The organism is Rhizobacter sp. SG703 (assembly GCF_012275445.1).
Classification (GTDB): Bacteria; Pseudomonadota; Gammaproteobacteria; order Burkholderiales; family Burkholderiaceae_C; genus Rhizobacter.
Genome location: NZ_JAAZQK010000002.1, coordinates 169,454 through 183,413 on the forward strand (window position 1 = coordinate 169,454; position 13,960 = coordinate 183,413).

Genomic DNA, 13,960 nt, shown 5'->3' on the forward strand with positions numbered 1-13,960 from the left:
TTTCGCCACCCGAGGGCAAACGTTTCCGACGGCTTGTGCGACAAGCGCATGACTTTCGTTGATTGCCAATCCGGATCGCCCGGCGGATAAACCGGCTTCAGGCGCGCCGGCTCCGCACGGCGGGCGTGCCTGCCTCGCTGTCGGAGCCCTCATGATCCTGGTGATACGCGCCCATACCCTGAAGAACGAGACCCTGTCTCAGTCGATCACGGGCCACTTCGACGAACGCGGTGGCACGATCGGCCGTTCCGACACGAACACGCTGGCCCTGCCCGATCCGGAGCGCCACATCTCGCGCCTGCAGGCCGAGGTCTGGTTCAGCAACGGCTCGTTCTCGATCCGCAACGTCGGCAGCGCCAACGCGATCGTCGTCAACGGCCGGCCGATCAACGCCGGCGAAGGCAGCACGCTCGGCCATGCCGACGAACTGGTGATCGGCGGCTACGTGATGCGGGCGACGCTGGCCGCGCCCGAGACCACGCCGCGTACCGACGAGCGGGCGCCGATCGATTCGCGCACGGTGATCAAGGCCTCGGCCGTCGAATCGCGCACCAACCCGCGCCTGCAGCTGAACCCGCCGGTGCCGCCGGCCCCGCCGACGCCCCGCCCGCTCGGCGGCACGACGGCAGCGATGCCGCCGCCCGCGCAGCCGACGCCGCCGCGCGCCACGCCCGCGCCGATCGATTCGGCCAACCCGTTCGGCGACCTGCTGGGCGGCCCGAGCGGCCCGGGCGCCAGCGACCCATTTGCCGACCTGATGGGCGGCGCCCGCGAGTCGAGCCCGACCGGCACGATGCCGTCGTTCCGGCCGGCCGCCGCACCGGTGGTGGCCCCGCCGCCGCCGTTCGCGCCACCTCCGCCGGCCACGCGCGCGTCCGCTGCTTTCGCGCCGCCTCCGCTTGCCGCCGCCAGCCGGCTGCCGGACGATTTCGATCCGTTCGCCGATTTGCCGTCGCCGTCGTCCGGCTCGGCCGCGGCCGATCCGCTGGCCGGCTTCATGGGCAGCTCGGCCTCGGCGCCGCCGCCGGCGCCGTCCGGCGGCTCGCTGCCGGTGGATTTCAGCCTCGGCGACCTGCTGGGCTCGCCCACCGCCGCACCGTCGTCCAGCCTCGACGCGATGTTCGGGCTGGGCCAGGCGCCGGCCGCCGGCAGCGGCGGCGATCCGCTGGCCGCCTTCCTGGCCGCGCCCGCGCCGGGCGGCGCGTCGGCCAGCACCGATCCGCTGGCGATGTTTGGCGGCGCCGCGCCGGCAGCGCCGGCCGCCTCGATCCCGGCCGATTTCGACCACACACCGGAACTGCGCGGCGCCTACGTGCCGCCGGCGGTGCAGAGCCCGCCGCCGCCCGCCGCGCCGCCGGCGCGCCCCTTCCCGCCGGCCCCGGTGGCGCCGCCGCCGTTCGATCCCAACATGACGCAGGTCAGCTCGCCGCGCCCGCCGGCACCGCCGCGGGCCGCGCCGCCGGCCGCGCGCATCCGCGGCGAGGACCTGACCCCGACGACCACGATGCCGGGCGTGCGCCCGGCCCGGCCGTCGCTGATGACCTCGGCACCGATGCCGCTGACGCCGATGCCGCCGGCGGTACCGCCGCCCGTCGCGCGCCCGCCGGTGGCAGCGCCGGCCCATGCCGCCGGCGACACATCGCCCGAAGCACTGTGGGCGGCGTTCTGCGAAGGCGCCGGCATCCACCTGCAGCCGCCGCAAGGGCTGAACCCGGCGCTGATGCGCGTCATCGGCGAGGTGCTGCGCCATTCGGTCGACGGCACGCTGAAGCTGGTCGCCACGCGGGCCGCCGCGAAGCAGGAGCTGCGCGCCGACGTCACGATGATCCAGGCGCGCAACAACAACCCGCTGAAGTTCTCGCCCGACGCCGGCACCGCGATCGAGCAGCTGCTGCAGCCGCCGATGCGCGGCTTCATGGTCGGCCCGGCCGCGGTGCACGACGCGATGGACGACCTGGTCGGCCACGCGATCGGCACGATGGTCGGCATGCGCGCCGCGCTCGAAGGCGTGCTGAAGCGCTTCGAGCCGTCGCAGCTCGAGGGCAAGCTCTCGGGCAGCAGCGTGCTCGACAGCGTGCTGCCGATGAACCGCCGCGCCAAGCTGTGGGAGCTGTACCTGCAGCACTACCAGCGCATCCACGACGACGCCCAGGAGGATTTCCACGAGCTGTTCGGCAAGGCCTTCATCAAGGCCTACGAAGACCAGCTCGACCGCCTGGACGCCGAGCGCCACCCCGGCGGCACCTGATCCATCGCCGTCTCCCAAGCCGCCGCACAGGACGCATGGCCATGCTGCAAGTCGAGATCGCCGCCCGCAGCGAGGTGGGCGGGCGAAGCCGCAACGAGGACGACCTGCGCCACGGCGTCAGCGGGCCGTTCTGCTATGCCGTGCTGGCCGACGGCGCCGGCGGGCACCGCGGCGGCAACGTCGCGTCCGACATGGTCGTGCGCATGACCGCGCTCGGCCTGCAGTCGGCCACGCAGGCCACGCCCGAATACCTGACGCAGCTGGTGTGCGACACGCATGCGGCGATCAACGAGCAGCAGCAGGGCAAGCGCAGCGCCGAGCGCATGCATGCCACGCTGGTCGCGCTGTGGATCGACACGCGGCGCGAGGAAGCGCTGTGGACGCACGTCGGCGATTCGCGGCTGTACATGCTGCGCCACGGCCGTGTGTGCCACGTGACGCGCGACGACAGCGTCGTGCAGCGCATGGTCGATGCCGGCTACCTGACGCCGGAAGAAGCGGTCGGCCATCCGCACAAGAACCAGCTGCTCAGCGCGATGGGCACCGAAGGCCCGGTCGAGCCGAGCACGCTCGAAACCCACATGCCGATCGAAGATGGCGACGCCTTCCTGCTGTGCTCCGACGGCTGGTGGGACCTGTTCTCGAAGCGGGCGATCGAAGCCGCATTCGCCGCGGCCGATTCGGCCGAGGACTGGCTGGACCGCATGGGCGAAGCGATCCGCGCCGCGGCCCGGCCGAAGCAGGACAACTACAGCGCGGTCGCGGTGTGGATCGGCGATCCGTCGGAAACCACGCGCATGTCGGGGTTGTGGGATGACGACACGCTCGCCGGCGGCGCGGGCAAGTCCCCTTGATCGTGGGGGGCCTCTGCCCGGCGTGACCTTGGTCGCTTCCCGCGGCCGGTGGCGCAGGCATCATCCCCGAATCTGTACGGAGGTCCCTGATGGACACGCTGAGTTTCAAGTCGTCTTCGCTGCGCCGGGCCGCCGGCCTGGTCCTCGCCACGCTGCTGGCTGCTCCCCTGGCGACACCGCTGTGGGCCCAGGACATCGGCGACACCCGGGTGCTGAAGGGCAAGAACGTCACCGAGAGCAACCTGCTGGACGCGCTGACGCCGCCGCCGGAGCCGGTCGTCACGCGCAGCCTGAAGGTGAGCCGCGACGGCGCCGGTGTCTCGGCGCCGGAGCGCAAGGCGAGCGCGTCGCTGCTGATCACGTTCCTGACGAACTCGTCGGAGCTGACCGAATCGGCGAAGCAGCAGCTCGACGTGGTGGCCGGCGCGCTGAAGAACGACCGGCTGGCCGACTACAGCTTCAACGTCGAAGGCCATGCCGACCCGCGCGGCAACCCCGACGCGAACATGCTGCTGTCGCAGCAGCGCGCCGAGAGCGTGCGCGACTACCTCGTCACGACGCACAACATCGCCGCCGACCGGCTGAAGGCCGAGGGCAAGGGCGATCACGACCTGCTGAATCGCGCGGTGCCGGCGGCGCCGGAGAACCGGCGGGTGACGATCGTGACGAACACGAAATAAGGCGAGCAGACTGCATGTCCGACATGCTCGTCACGCTCTACAAGCTGCCACCGCTCGACGATGCGCTGGCCGCGGTGGCCCGGCACGACGTCACCGTGCGGCGGGCGCTCGCGCCCGAGAAGCCGCGCATCCTGGCCTGGGCCGCCGAGCATTTCCCCGGCTGGGTGGCAGAGATCGACGTCGCGATCGGGCGTCTTCCTGTGGCCTGCTTCATCGCGATCCGCGAGCAGCAGATCGTCGGCTTCGCATGCCACGACGCGACGTGCAAGAACTTCTTCGGGCCCGAAGGCGTGCTCGATGCAGTGCAGGGCCAGGGCGTCGGGAAGGCGCTGCTGCTGGCCGCGCTGCATGCGCAGCGTGACCTCGGTTATGCCTACGCGGTCATCGGCAGTGCGGGACCGAAGGCGTTCTACGAGAAGACCGTCGGTGCGGTGGTGATCGAAGGCTCGTCGCCCGGCATCTACGCCGGGATGCTGCGGGCCGAGCCCCCCAGGTGACGAGACACTTCGAGCACTCCTGGTTCACAAACTTCGCCTCACCGACCGCTGTGCCAGTGGCGGAACGGGCAGACGAATGAGGAGGCCGGGAGTCACGGATCGAGTTCCTGGCCCTCGCGCTCTTGCGGGGGCAGGGACAGATCCACCGAGCGTTCGGAGCCGGACTGTCGCGAAGAAGCGGACGCCGGTCCTGCCCCACTGTCGCTGTCCGCCGAAGCGTCCTGCGGTTGCTGCTGTTCAGCAAGTCTTTTGACCAGCCCCATTTGCAGAATATACGCACCAGTGCATATCAAGCCCGCTGTCACGCCGACAGAGACGAGGCCAAGTCCCGCCTCCGTGCTGCAATTGAACTCGTTGAGTACGAACCCCACTCCACAGCCCACAATCCCCGCATTGGCAATAAAGGCTGGGACGCCCACAACCACCGTGGTACCCGCCAAGCACGTGGCCATAGATCTCAGAAAAATCCCTGCACAGGACCGGACCTCCCCGACCTCGTCGCCAAGATCCCCGTTCTGTTCTTGAACTGCCAAGCTGTCTTGGCTCTCGCTGACGGAACGGCTCCGTGATCCGCTGAGACTCGCGCGCATGTCAAGTTTCCGTGAGCTGTGACAGGTCATCAATCATTCTTGGTATTCGCGTGTTCATGGCCAATCCGATCTTTGAGTAGTTGTAGAGACGATGCGTGTGCAGATCGAACCAGCGCATCGCTGGTTGCTGATCCGGACACCGCATGAGTGGCCAGAACGCCGATCCGGTTCCAGCGTGCTCCGTCTCGTCGCCAGGGCACCGTCACCCTGTGAGCATGGGTCTCAGCCTCTGCCGGATGCTTGATCGGGCTCTGCCAGCGGGACTGGCGCGCCGGGCGCATCGGGCAATGCAAGAACCAATCGGGCGAGAGGATCCCTACCCAAAGTGAGCCCCAGATAGACACTCAATGCGGCAGCCATTGCCGGTTCCGAGCCGGCAAGACCGCACACGCCCGCAGTCGCCAGCATCGAAACCCTCAGCTGGTTCAGCGTCGTGTCGATGCCTCGGTCCATGAGGAATACTTTGGCGGCTGCGAGGCCCTCCTTGACCTTGCCCCGCAGATCGCAGCCAGGCGGTTGCCCCTCAGGCCCCGCTGCTGGATTCAAGGCGACGCGGCCGATGGCGCCACCCGCGGTCGATGCTGCTGTTCCGTTCATGTCAGGTTCCTTGCGCTGTGAAGACAGCATGAGTGAACCGCCACCTGGATTGCGTTCCAGCAGAAGCGAGGGTTTCGCGCAACGCTCCTGCCAACGCTCCCGCGATGGCAGCCCGCATCGACATCGATCGGCTCAGTCGACCAGCCGCCCCTGCTTCAACCGCAGCACCCGGTCGCAGCGCTTCGCCAGCGCCTCGTCGTGCGTGACCATCACGAAGGCCGTGCCCTGGTTGCGCGCGAGTTCCAGCATCAGCGCGAACACGCCATCGGCGGTCTCGCGGTCGAGGTTGCCGGTCGGCTCGTCGGCCAGCACGCAGGCCGGCTTGCCGGCCAATGCCCGAGCGATCGCCACCCGCTGGCGCTCGCCGCCCGACAGCTCCGACGGCCGGTGGTGCACGCGCGCCGCCAGGCCCACCTGCGCGAGCACCGCCTCGGCCTGCTCGCGCGCCTGCGGTTGCGTCAGCCGGCGGATGCGCAGCGGCATCGCGACGTTGTCCAACGCCGTGAACTCCGGCAGCAGGTGGTGGAACTGGTAGACGAAGCCGAGGTGCCGGTTGCGCCAGACGCCCTGCTCCGTCGCGTTCATGTGCGAGAAATCGCGGCCCTTCAGTTGCACGGCACCGCTGGTGGGCGCCTCGAGCCCGCCCATCAGGTGCAGCAGCGTGCTCTTGCCCGAGCCCGAGGCACCGACCACCGCCACCGTCTCGCCGGCGCGCACGCCGAGCGCCACGCCCTGCAGCACGTGCACGTCGAGCCCGCCTTCGCTGAAGCGCTTGTGCAGCGACTGCGCATCGATCACCAGCTCGCGCGAGTCACTCATAGCGCAGCGCCTCCGCCGGTTGCACGCGGCTCGCGCGCCAGCTCGGGTAGAGCGTCGCGACGAACGACAGCACGAGCGAGATCAGCGTGATCGGCACGATGTCGGCGGCCTGCGGATCGCTCGGCATGCGGCTGATCAGGTAGATGCTCGACGGCAGGAAGCTGGTGCGCAGCAGGTGCTCGATGAACGGCACGATCACGTCGATGTTCAGCGCGATCAAGAGCCCGAAGCCGACGCCCGACAGCGTGCCGATGATGCCGGACGCCGCGCCCTGCACCATGAAGATGCCCATGATCGAGCGCGGGCTCGCGCCCAGCGTGCGCAGGATCGCGATGTCGGCCTGCTTGTCGGTGACGGTCATCACGAGGGTCGAGACGAGGTTGAAGGCGGCCACCGCGACGATCAGCGTCAGGATGATGAACATCAGGCGCTTCTCGAGCTGCACCGCGGAGAACCAGTTGCGGTTGGTGCGCGTCCAGTCGCTGACGATGAACTGCGGACCGAAGGCCTGCGACAGCTGCTCGGCGACGTCGCGCGCCTGGAACAGGTCCTTCAGGCGCAGCTGCACGCCGGTCGGGCCGTCGGTGCGGAACAGCTTGGCGGCATCGTCGACGTGGATCATCGCGAGGCCGCTGTCGTATTCGTAGTGGCCGGCGTTGAAGGTGCCGACCACCGTCATCTGCTTGAGCCGCGGCACCACGCCGGCCGGCGTGACCTGCCCGCCGGGCGCGACGATCGTGATCTTGTCGCCTTCGTGCACGCCGAGCGACCGTGCGAGCTCGATGCCGAGCACGATGCCCCATTCGCCCGGCACCAGCCTGGACAGCGTCGAGTCCTTGATGCTCGCGGCAAGGTCGGTCACGGTGGCCTCGTCGTCGGGCGAGATGCCACGGATGATCGCGCCGCGCATGTCGTCGCCGCGCGCGACCAGCGCCTGCGCCGCGATGAACGGCGCGGCGCCGGTCACCTGCGGGTTCTCGCGCGCCTGCTTCGCGGTCAGGTGCCAGTCGGGCAGCGCCTGGCCCTGGCCGTCCATCACCTCGACGTGGGCGACGACCGACAGCATGCGGTCGCGCACTTCCTTCTGGAAGCCGTTCATCACCGACAGCACGATGATCAGCGCCGCGACGCCGAGCGCGATGCCGAGCATCGAGACGCCGGAGATGAAGGAGATGAAGCCGTTGCGCCGGCCGGTGCGGCCGGCGCGCGTGTAGCGCACGCCGATCTGTAGCTCGTAGGGCAAATTCATAAGTGCGCGGATGCTACCTGAGCGAGCAAGGCGAGCGACGGATCAAGCAACGCCCGCGGAACCGGCTTTGCCGGGCCGCCGGGTGGCGCCCCTTGGGGGCCGAGCCCGGACATGAACAGTCCTGAGGACTGTTTATGCCTGGCGAGGAGCTGGGCCTCTGGCCCAGCGCGGCCTGCAAGGCAGGAGCGAAGCGACTGGGGGGCTAACGTTCAATCCGCGCGAAGGCGCTGTGGTTGTGGATCGACTCGAAGTTCTCGACGTCGACCGTGTAGCGCCCGATGCGTGGATCGGCGTTCAAGCCGAGCGCTACATCGCGCACCAGGTCTTCGACGAACTTCGGGTTCTCGTACGCATGCTCGGTGACCCACTTCTCGTCGGCACGCTTGAGCATCGGCCAGATCTCGCTCGACGCCGCATTCTCGGCAAAGCGCACCAGCTCGCCCCAGGGCACGTCCTGCAGCAGCTCGGCGCGGATCGTCACGTGCGAGCGCTGGTTGTGCGCGCCGTAGTCGGAGATCTCCTTCGAGCACGGACACAGCGACTTCACCGGCACCAGCACCTGCGACCACACGACCGGCTTGCCGTCGCGCATCTCGGCGACCCAGCTGCCCTGGTAGTCGAGCAGGCTTTCGACCCCCGACACCGGCGCGCGCTTGCGGATGAAGAACGGGAACTTCACCTCGACGCGACCGTGCGTGGCGTGCAGTTTCTCGAGCATCTCGGCAAAGCGCAGCTTCAGGCCGTCAGCATCGAGCGGCTCGCCGAGCGCATCGAGCCACGCGACGAAGCGCGACATGTGCGTGCCCTTCTGCTCGGCCGGCAGCGCGACGTCGAGCTCCCACTGGCCGATGGTCGGCTGCACCGTCTTGCCGAACTTCAGTTGCAGCGGGTAGCGCACATCCTTCACACCGACGCGCTGGATCGCCAAGTGGCGCTCGTCGCGCTCGCTTTGCGTGTCGGGAATGTGCAGCGCGTCTTTCAAATTCGTCATGTGGTTCATGTCGGACTTCTATCTGTCAACGGTCGCAAGGATGACAGCATTCCGACCGCCCCATGCGCAAAAGGGCTTGACGACGCCGTTCAAACCCTTTGGCCGGCGGCCGGGCGAACGAGTGCCGGCCGGGCGCCGAAGCGCTTCAGGATCGACTGTTCGATGCCCGCCGCGTCGAGCCCGCAGGCGGCCAGCAGCTTGGCCGGATCGCCATGCTCGATGAAGGCATCGGGCAGGCCCAGCTGCAGCACCGGGATCTCCAGGCGCGCGGCCTGCAAGGCTTCGAGCACCGCGCTGCCGGCACCGCCCATCACGCAGCCCTCTTCGACCGTGACGATCGCGTCGTGCGTGCGCGCGAGCTCGGCCACCAGGTCGGCATCGAGCGGCTTCACGTAGCGCATGTTGGCCACCGTCGCGCCGAGCGCTTCGCCGGCAGCGAGCGCCGGGTACAGCAGCGTGCCGAAGGCCAGGATCGCGATGCGCTCGCCGCGCCGGCGCACCTCGCCCTTGCCCCAGGGCAGCGACGTGAGCTCGGGGTCGATCGCGACGCCGGCACCGGCGCCGCGCGGGTAGCGCACCGCCACCGGATGGTCCTGCTCGAACGCGGTGGTCAGCAGCTGGCGGCACTCGCGCTCGTCGGCCGGTGCGAGCACGCTCATGTTCGGCACGCAGCGCAGGAACGCGATGTCGTAGGCACCGGCATGCGTCGCGCCGTCGCCACCGACCAGGCCCGCGCGGTCGAGTGCGAACACCACCGGCAGGTTCTGGATCGCGACGTCGTGCAGCAACTGGTCGTAGGCGCGCTGCAGGAAGGTGGAGTAGATCGCGACCACCGGCTTCAGGCCTTCGCAAGCCAGGCCGGCGGCGAAGGTGACCGCATGCTGTTCGGCGATGCCGACATCGTGGTAGCGGTCGGGGAAGCGCTTCTCGAACTCGACCATGCCCGAGCCTTCGCGCATCGCCGGCGTGATGCCGATCAGGCGCTTGTCCTTCTCGGCCATGTCGCACAGCCACTGGCCGAAGACGGCCGTGAAGGTGGGCTTGCTCGGCTTGGCCTTCGGAAACCCCTCGGCCGGGTCGAACTTGCCCGAGGCCGCGTGGTACTTGACCGGGTCGGCCTCGGCCAGCTGGTAGCCGTAGCCCTTCTTCGTGACGACATGCAGGAACTGCGGGCCCGGGCGGTCGCGCAGGTTCTCGAGCGTCGGGATCAGCGAATCGAGGTCGTGCCCGTCGATCGGGCCGACATAGTTGAAGCCGAATTCCTCGAAGATCGTGCCCGGCACGACCATGCCCTTCGCATGCTCCTCGAAGCGCCGCGCCAGCTCGAACAGCGGCGGCGCGTTCTTCAGCACCTGCTTGGCGCCTTCGCGCGCGGCGGCGTAGAACTTGCCGCTCATCAGCCGGGCCAGGTAGCGGTTCAGCGCACCGACCGGCGGCGAGATCGACATGTCGTTGTCGTTCAGCACCACCAGCATGTTGGCCTGCGACACGCCGCCGTTGTTCAGCGCCTCGAAGGCCATGCCGGCGGTCATCGCGCCGTCGCCGATGATCGCGACCGAGCGGCGTTCTTCGCCCTTCAGCTTGGCGGCCACCGCCATGCCGAGCGCGGCCGAGATCGAGGTCGACGAATGCGCGGTGCCGAAGGTGTCGTACTCGCTCTCGTCGCGCCGCGGGAAGCCCGACAGCCCGCCGAGTTGCCGCAGCGTGGCCATGCGCTCGCGGCGGCCGGTGACGATCTTGTGCGGGTAGGTCTGGTGGCCCACGTCCCACACCAGCCGGTCGTGCGGCGTGTTGAAGACGTGGTGCAGCGCGACCGTCAGCTCCACCGTGCCGAGGTTGGACGACAGGTGCCCGCCGGTCTCGGCGACGCTGTGCAGCAGGAAGTCGCGCAGCTCGCCCGACAGCTGCTTGAGCTCGACGCGCGACAGCCGGCGGATGTCGGCCGGGCTCTGGATGGTGTGCAGCAGGGTGTGGTTCATCGGCGGTTCAGGAGTCACGTTCGACCACTTTGTCGGCCAGCATGCCCAGCAGGCCGGTGCTCGGGAGGCCGCTGCGCCGCAGCGCCGCATGCGCCTGGTCGCGCAGCTGCGCGGCATGCCGGCGCGCCGGCTCCAGGCCCAGCACGCTGACGTAGGTCGGCTTGTTGTTGTCCATGTCCTTGCCGGCGGTCTTGCCGAGGGTTTCGGAGGCCTGCGTCACGTCGAGGATGTCGTCGACCACCTGGAACGCGAGGCCCAGGGCGTCACCATACTCCGCCAGCGCCCGCCAGGCCACAGGATCCGTGTTGCCGCAGGCCGCGCCCATCAGCACGCTGGCCTGCAGCAGTGCGCCGGTCTTGCGGTGGTGCATGTCGCGCAGCGTGTGCTCGTCGAGCGTGGCGCCGATGCTCGCGAGGTCGATCGCCTGGCCGCCGGCCATGCCCGCATGGCCGGCCGAACGCGCCAGCAGCGCGCACAAGCGGGCCTGCAGCACCGGCTCGACACCCTCGTCGGGCGTCAGCACCTCGAAGGCCAGCGCCTGCATCGCGTCACCGGCCAGCATGGCCTGCGCCTCGCCGTATTGGACGTGCACCGTCGGCTTGCCGCGGCGCAGCACGTCATTGTCCATGCAGGGCATGTCGTCGTGGATCAGCGAGTAGGCGTGGATCAGCTCGACCGCGCAGGCCGCGCGCAGCGCCGCTTCGCACTGGCCGTCGACCGCGCGGGCCGCCGCCAGCACCAGCAGCGGGCGCAGCCGCTTGCCGCCGTCGAGCACGCCGTAGCGCATGGTCTGGCCGAGCCCGGCCGGCGCTTCGGCGGGCACCCAGCGCGACAGCGCGGCTTCGACCGACTCCAGCTCGGTGCGGGCCCATTCATCGAATTCGATCAAACTCATCCCCCGGACCACGGCTTCAGTTGGCCATCTTCGAGCACCTGCACCTGCTGCTCGACGGCGCTCAGGCGCTCGCGGCAGTAATTGAGCAGATCTGCTCCTCTCTTGTAGCTTTCGAGCAGCTTCTCCAGCGGAAGCTGCCCGCCTTCCATCGCCACGACCAGCCGCTCGAGCTCGGACAACGCGTCCTCGTAGCTGGCGGGCGCCGGGTGGGACACCTCGGTCGGCGCAGGGGTGGCAGAAGGCTTTGGCATGTCGCGACACAAAAACAAGCATTGTAGTCAGCGACCATCCCGCGATCCACGAACCGGCGGCCGCTTCATCTCGTCATCCCCCCAAAGAGGGTCGAGGTGCGGCGCCGCAGCTACAATCCCGCCCTCGCTGGTTCCAACGCGCCGTGCGCAGCGAGACCTCCCACCCCCGGCAGCGCCCGTGGTGGCACGTTCACATCGGTTATAGGAGACCCTCGGGATCATGTCCGACCTGAGCCTCGCTCTTCCAGCGCTCGAGCGCCAAAGCAGCACCCCCAGCCCCACCGCCCCCCACAACCCGCAACTCCCCGTCTCCGCATACTTCGACGACGACCTCCATCGCCGCGAGATGGAGCTCATCTTCCAGCACGGGCCCCGCTACCTGGGGCACGAACTCGCGGTTCCCGACGTCGGTGACCACTACGCGCTGCCGCAGGAGGGCGAGGGCCGCGCGCTGGTGCGCACCGCGCAGGGGATCGAGCTGATCTCCAACGTCTGCCGGCACCGGCAGGCGGTGATGCTGCGCGGGCGCGGCAACACCGGCAGCCACATCGTGTGCCCGCTGCACCGCTGGACCTACGACCTGAAGGGGCAGCTGATCGGCGCGCCGCACTTCCCGGCCGACCCCTGCCTGCACCTGAGCCGCTACAAGACCCAGACCTGGAACGGCCTGGTCTTCGAGGCCAACGGCCGCGACGTGGCCGCCGACCTGGCCGGCCTCGGCCCGCGCGCCGACCTCGACTTCAGCGGCTACGTGCTCGACCGCGTGCACCTGCACGAGTGCGACTACAACTGGAAGACCTTCATCGAGGTCTACCTGGAGGACTACCACGTCGGGCCGTTCCACCCGGGGCTGAGCCAGTTCGTCAGCTGCGACGACCTGCGCTGGGAGTTCGGCCGCCACCATTCGGTGCAGACGGTCGGCCCGAAGAACGCGCTGGCGAAGGCCGGCTCCGACACCTACCGCAAGTGGCACGACGCGGTGCTCGCCTTCCGCAGCGGGCGCTTCGACAACCCGGTGCCGGAGCACGGCGCGATCTGGCTCACCTACTACCCGAACGTGATGGTCGAGTGGTACCCGCACGTGCTGGTGGTGTCGACGCTGTACCCGAAGGGGCCGCAGAAGACGCTGAACGTCGTCGAGTTCTTCTACCCGGAAGAGATCGCGGCCTTCGAGCGCGAGTTCGTCGACGCGAACCAGGCCGCCTACCTCGAGACCTGCGTCGAAGACGACGAGATCGCGCTGCGCATGGATGCCGGCCGCAAGGCGCTGCACGAGCGCGGCGACAACGAGACCGGCCCGTACCAGACGCCGATGGAAGACGGCATGGAGCAGTTCCATGCGTGGTACCGCAAGGCGATGAAAATGGCCGCTTGAGACAGCGGCGCGGCGCGCTGGGCGAGAATCGTCCGATGCGCTCCGCTCCCGTCCTGATGATCCTCGCGTCGTTCCTGTTCGCCTCGATGGGGGTGTGCGTGAAACTCGCTTCCGCCTACTACCCGGCCGGCGAGATCGTCTTCTACCGCGGCCTGACCGGCACGCTGCTGCTGGCCGGGCTCACCCGCTGGCGCGGCGGCACGTTGCGCACCCAGGTGCCGTCGATGCACTTCTGGCGCAGCCTGACCGGCGTGTCGGCGCTGTGCCTGTGGTTCTACTCGATCGGCAACCTGCCGCTGGCCACGTCGATGACGCTGAACTACATGTCGTCGGTGTGGATGACGCTGTTCCTGATCGGCGGCGCCGCGGTGCTGGGCACCGCCCGCGTCGACGGCCGGCTGATCGCGACGGTGCTCACCGGCTTCATCGGCGTCGGGCTGATCCTGCGCCCGACGATCGCCGAGAACCAGCTGTGGCACGGCCTGATCGGGCTGCTGTCGGGCGTGGTCTCGGCCACCGCCTACCTGCAGGTCTCGGCGCTCGGCCGCGCCGGCGAGCCGGAATCGCGCATCGTCTTCTACTTCTCGCTCGGCGGCGTGCTGGCCGGCGCGCTCAGCATGCTGTGGACCGGCATGCACGCCCACACCTGGACCGGCGCGGCGCTGCTGCTGGCCGTCGGCCTGCTGGCGACCACCGCACAGCTGCTGATGACGCGGGCCTACAGCACCGGCAGGACGCTGGTCAACGCGAGCCTGCAGTACCTGGGCATCGCGTTCTCGTTCGCGTACGGCGTGCTGGTGTTCAGCGATCCGGTCACCTGGATGGCGCTGGCCGGCATGGTGCTGATCGTCGGTGCCGGCCTGTTCGCGACCCGGTTGCGCCAGGAGTCTCCGCCGCAACGCGACATTTCCGTCCTGCCCGAAAGCTGAAAGGCC

13 protein-coding genes are annotated in these 13,960 nt (G+C 69.2%); 6 read left to right on the forward strand and 7 right to left on the reverse strand.

Annotated features, from left to right (window positions below; translation table 11 throughout):
- Positions 1-151: 151 nt before the first annotated feature.
- The 4 genes from tagH (at position 152) to FHT26_RS03745 (ending at position 4,279) form a co-directional block, all read left to right on the forward strand.
- Entirely contained in the window at positions 152-2,248 is a 2,097-nt protein-coding gene (tagH, locus tag FHT26_RS03730) for a type VI secretion system-associated FHA domain protein TagH (RefSeq protein ID WP_168558843.1), read from the forward strand.
- A 35-nt stretch (positions 2,249-2,283) separates the two neighbouring features.
- The gene (locus FHT26_RS03735) at positions 2,284-3,102 is read left to right on the forward strand and encodes a PP2C family protein-serine/threonine phosphatase (protein WP_168558844.1); all 819 of its coding nucleotides are present in this window, start codon (positions 2,284-2,286) and stop codon (positions 3,100-3,102) included.
- Between the two features lie 89 nt (positions 3,103-3,191).
- A complete protein-coding gene (locus FHT26_RS03740) occupies positions 3,192-3,782 on the forward strand; it encodes an OmpA family protein (protein WP_168558845.1) in 591 nt (196 codons plus the stop codon).
- Positions 3,783-3,796: 14 nt separating this feature from the next.
- Complete coding sequence (locus tag FHT26_RS03745; RefSeq protein ID WP_168558846.1) at positions 3,797-4,279, forward strand: GNAT family N-acetyltransferase; 483 nt, start codon at positions 3,797-3,799, stop codon at positions 4,277-4,279.
- A gap of 812 nt (positions 4,280-5,091) precedes the next feature.
- Here the strand turns inward: FHT26_RS03745 and FHT26_RS03750 are convergent.
- From FHT26_RS03750 to FHT26_RS03780, 7 genes are all read right to left on the reverse strand, one after another.
- The gene (locus tag FHT26_RS03750; RefSeq protein WP_168558847.1) at positions 5,092-5,466 is read right to left on the reverse strand and encodes a hypothetical protein; all 375 of its coding nucleotides are present in this window, start codon (positions 5,464-5,466) and stop codon (positions 5,092-5,094) included.
- Between the two features lie 132 nt (positions 5,467-5,598).
- Positions 5,599-6,285, reverse strand: a complete 687-nt coding sequence (lolD, locus tag FHT26_RS03755; protein WP_168558848.1) for a lipoprotein-releasing ABC transporter ATP-binding protein LolD — start codon at positions 6,283-6,285, stop codon at positions 5,599-5,601.
- Entirely contained in the window at positions 6,278-7,534 is a 1,257-nt protein-coding gene (locus FHT26_RS03760) for a lipoprotein-releasing ABC transporter permease subunit (protein WP_168558849.1), read from the reverse strand. Before FHT26_RS03760 ends, lolD begins: the two co-directional genes overlap by 8 nt.
- A gap of 202 nt (positions 7,535-7,736) precedes the next feature.
- Positions 7,737-8,525 carry a GTP cyclohydrolase FolE2 gene (gene folE2 / locus FHT26_RS03765; RefSeq protein WP_168558850.1) on the reverse strand — a complete coding sequence of 263 codons (789 nt, stop codon included), beginning with the start codon at positions 8,523-8,525 and terminating at the stop codon, positions 7,737-7,739.
- An 89-nt stretch (positions 8,526-8,614) separates the two neighbouring features.
- The gene (gene dxs / locus FHT26_RS03770; protein ID WP_168558851.1) at positions 8,615-10,504 is read right to left on the reverse strand and encodes a 1-deoxy-D-xylulose-5-phosphate synthase; all 1,890 of its coding nucleotides are present in this window, start codon (positions 10,502-10,504) and stop codon (positions 8,615-8,617) included.
- A 7-nt stretch (positions 10,505-10,511) separates the two neighbouring features.
- Positions 10,512-11,399 (reverse strand): polyprenyl synthetase family protein, encoded by an 888-nt coding sequence (locus FHT26_RS03775; RefSeq protein WP_168558852.1) that lies wholly within the window; start codon positions 11,397-11,399, stop codon positions 10,512-10,514.
- Positions 11,396-11,650, reverse strand: a complete 255-nt coding sequence (locus FHT26_RS03780) for an exodeoxyribonuclease VII small subunit (RefSeq protein ID WP_056810057.1) — start codon at positions 11,648-11,650, stop codon at positions 11,396-11,398. The genes FHT26_RS03775 and FHT26_RS03780 overlap by 4 nt, the downstream gene beginning before the upstream one ends.
- Positions 11,651-11,870: 220 nt before the next feature.
- Here FHT26_RS03780 and FHT26_RS03785 point away from each other — a divergent pair, with 220 nt between their 5' ends.
- Both FHT26_RS03785 and FHT26_RS03790 read left to right on the forward strand, forming a co-directional pair.
- Positions 11,871-13,025 carry an aromatic ring-hydroxylating oxygenase subunit alpha gene (locus FHT26_RS03785; RefSeq protein WP_168558853.1) on the forward strand — a complete coding sequence of 385 codons (1,155 nt, stop codon included), beginning with the start codon at positions 11,871-11,873 and terminating at the stop codon, positions 13,023-13,025.
- A gap of 35 nt (positions 13,026-13,060) precedes the next feature.
- Positions 13,061-13,954, forward strand: a complete 894-nt coding sequence (locus FHT26_RS03790) for a DMT family transporter (protein ID WP_246867704.1) — start codon at positions 13,061-13,063, stop codon at positions 13,952-13,954.
- Positions 13,955-13,960: the final 6 nt, after the last annotated feature.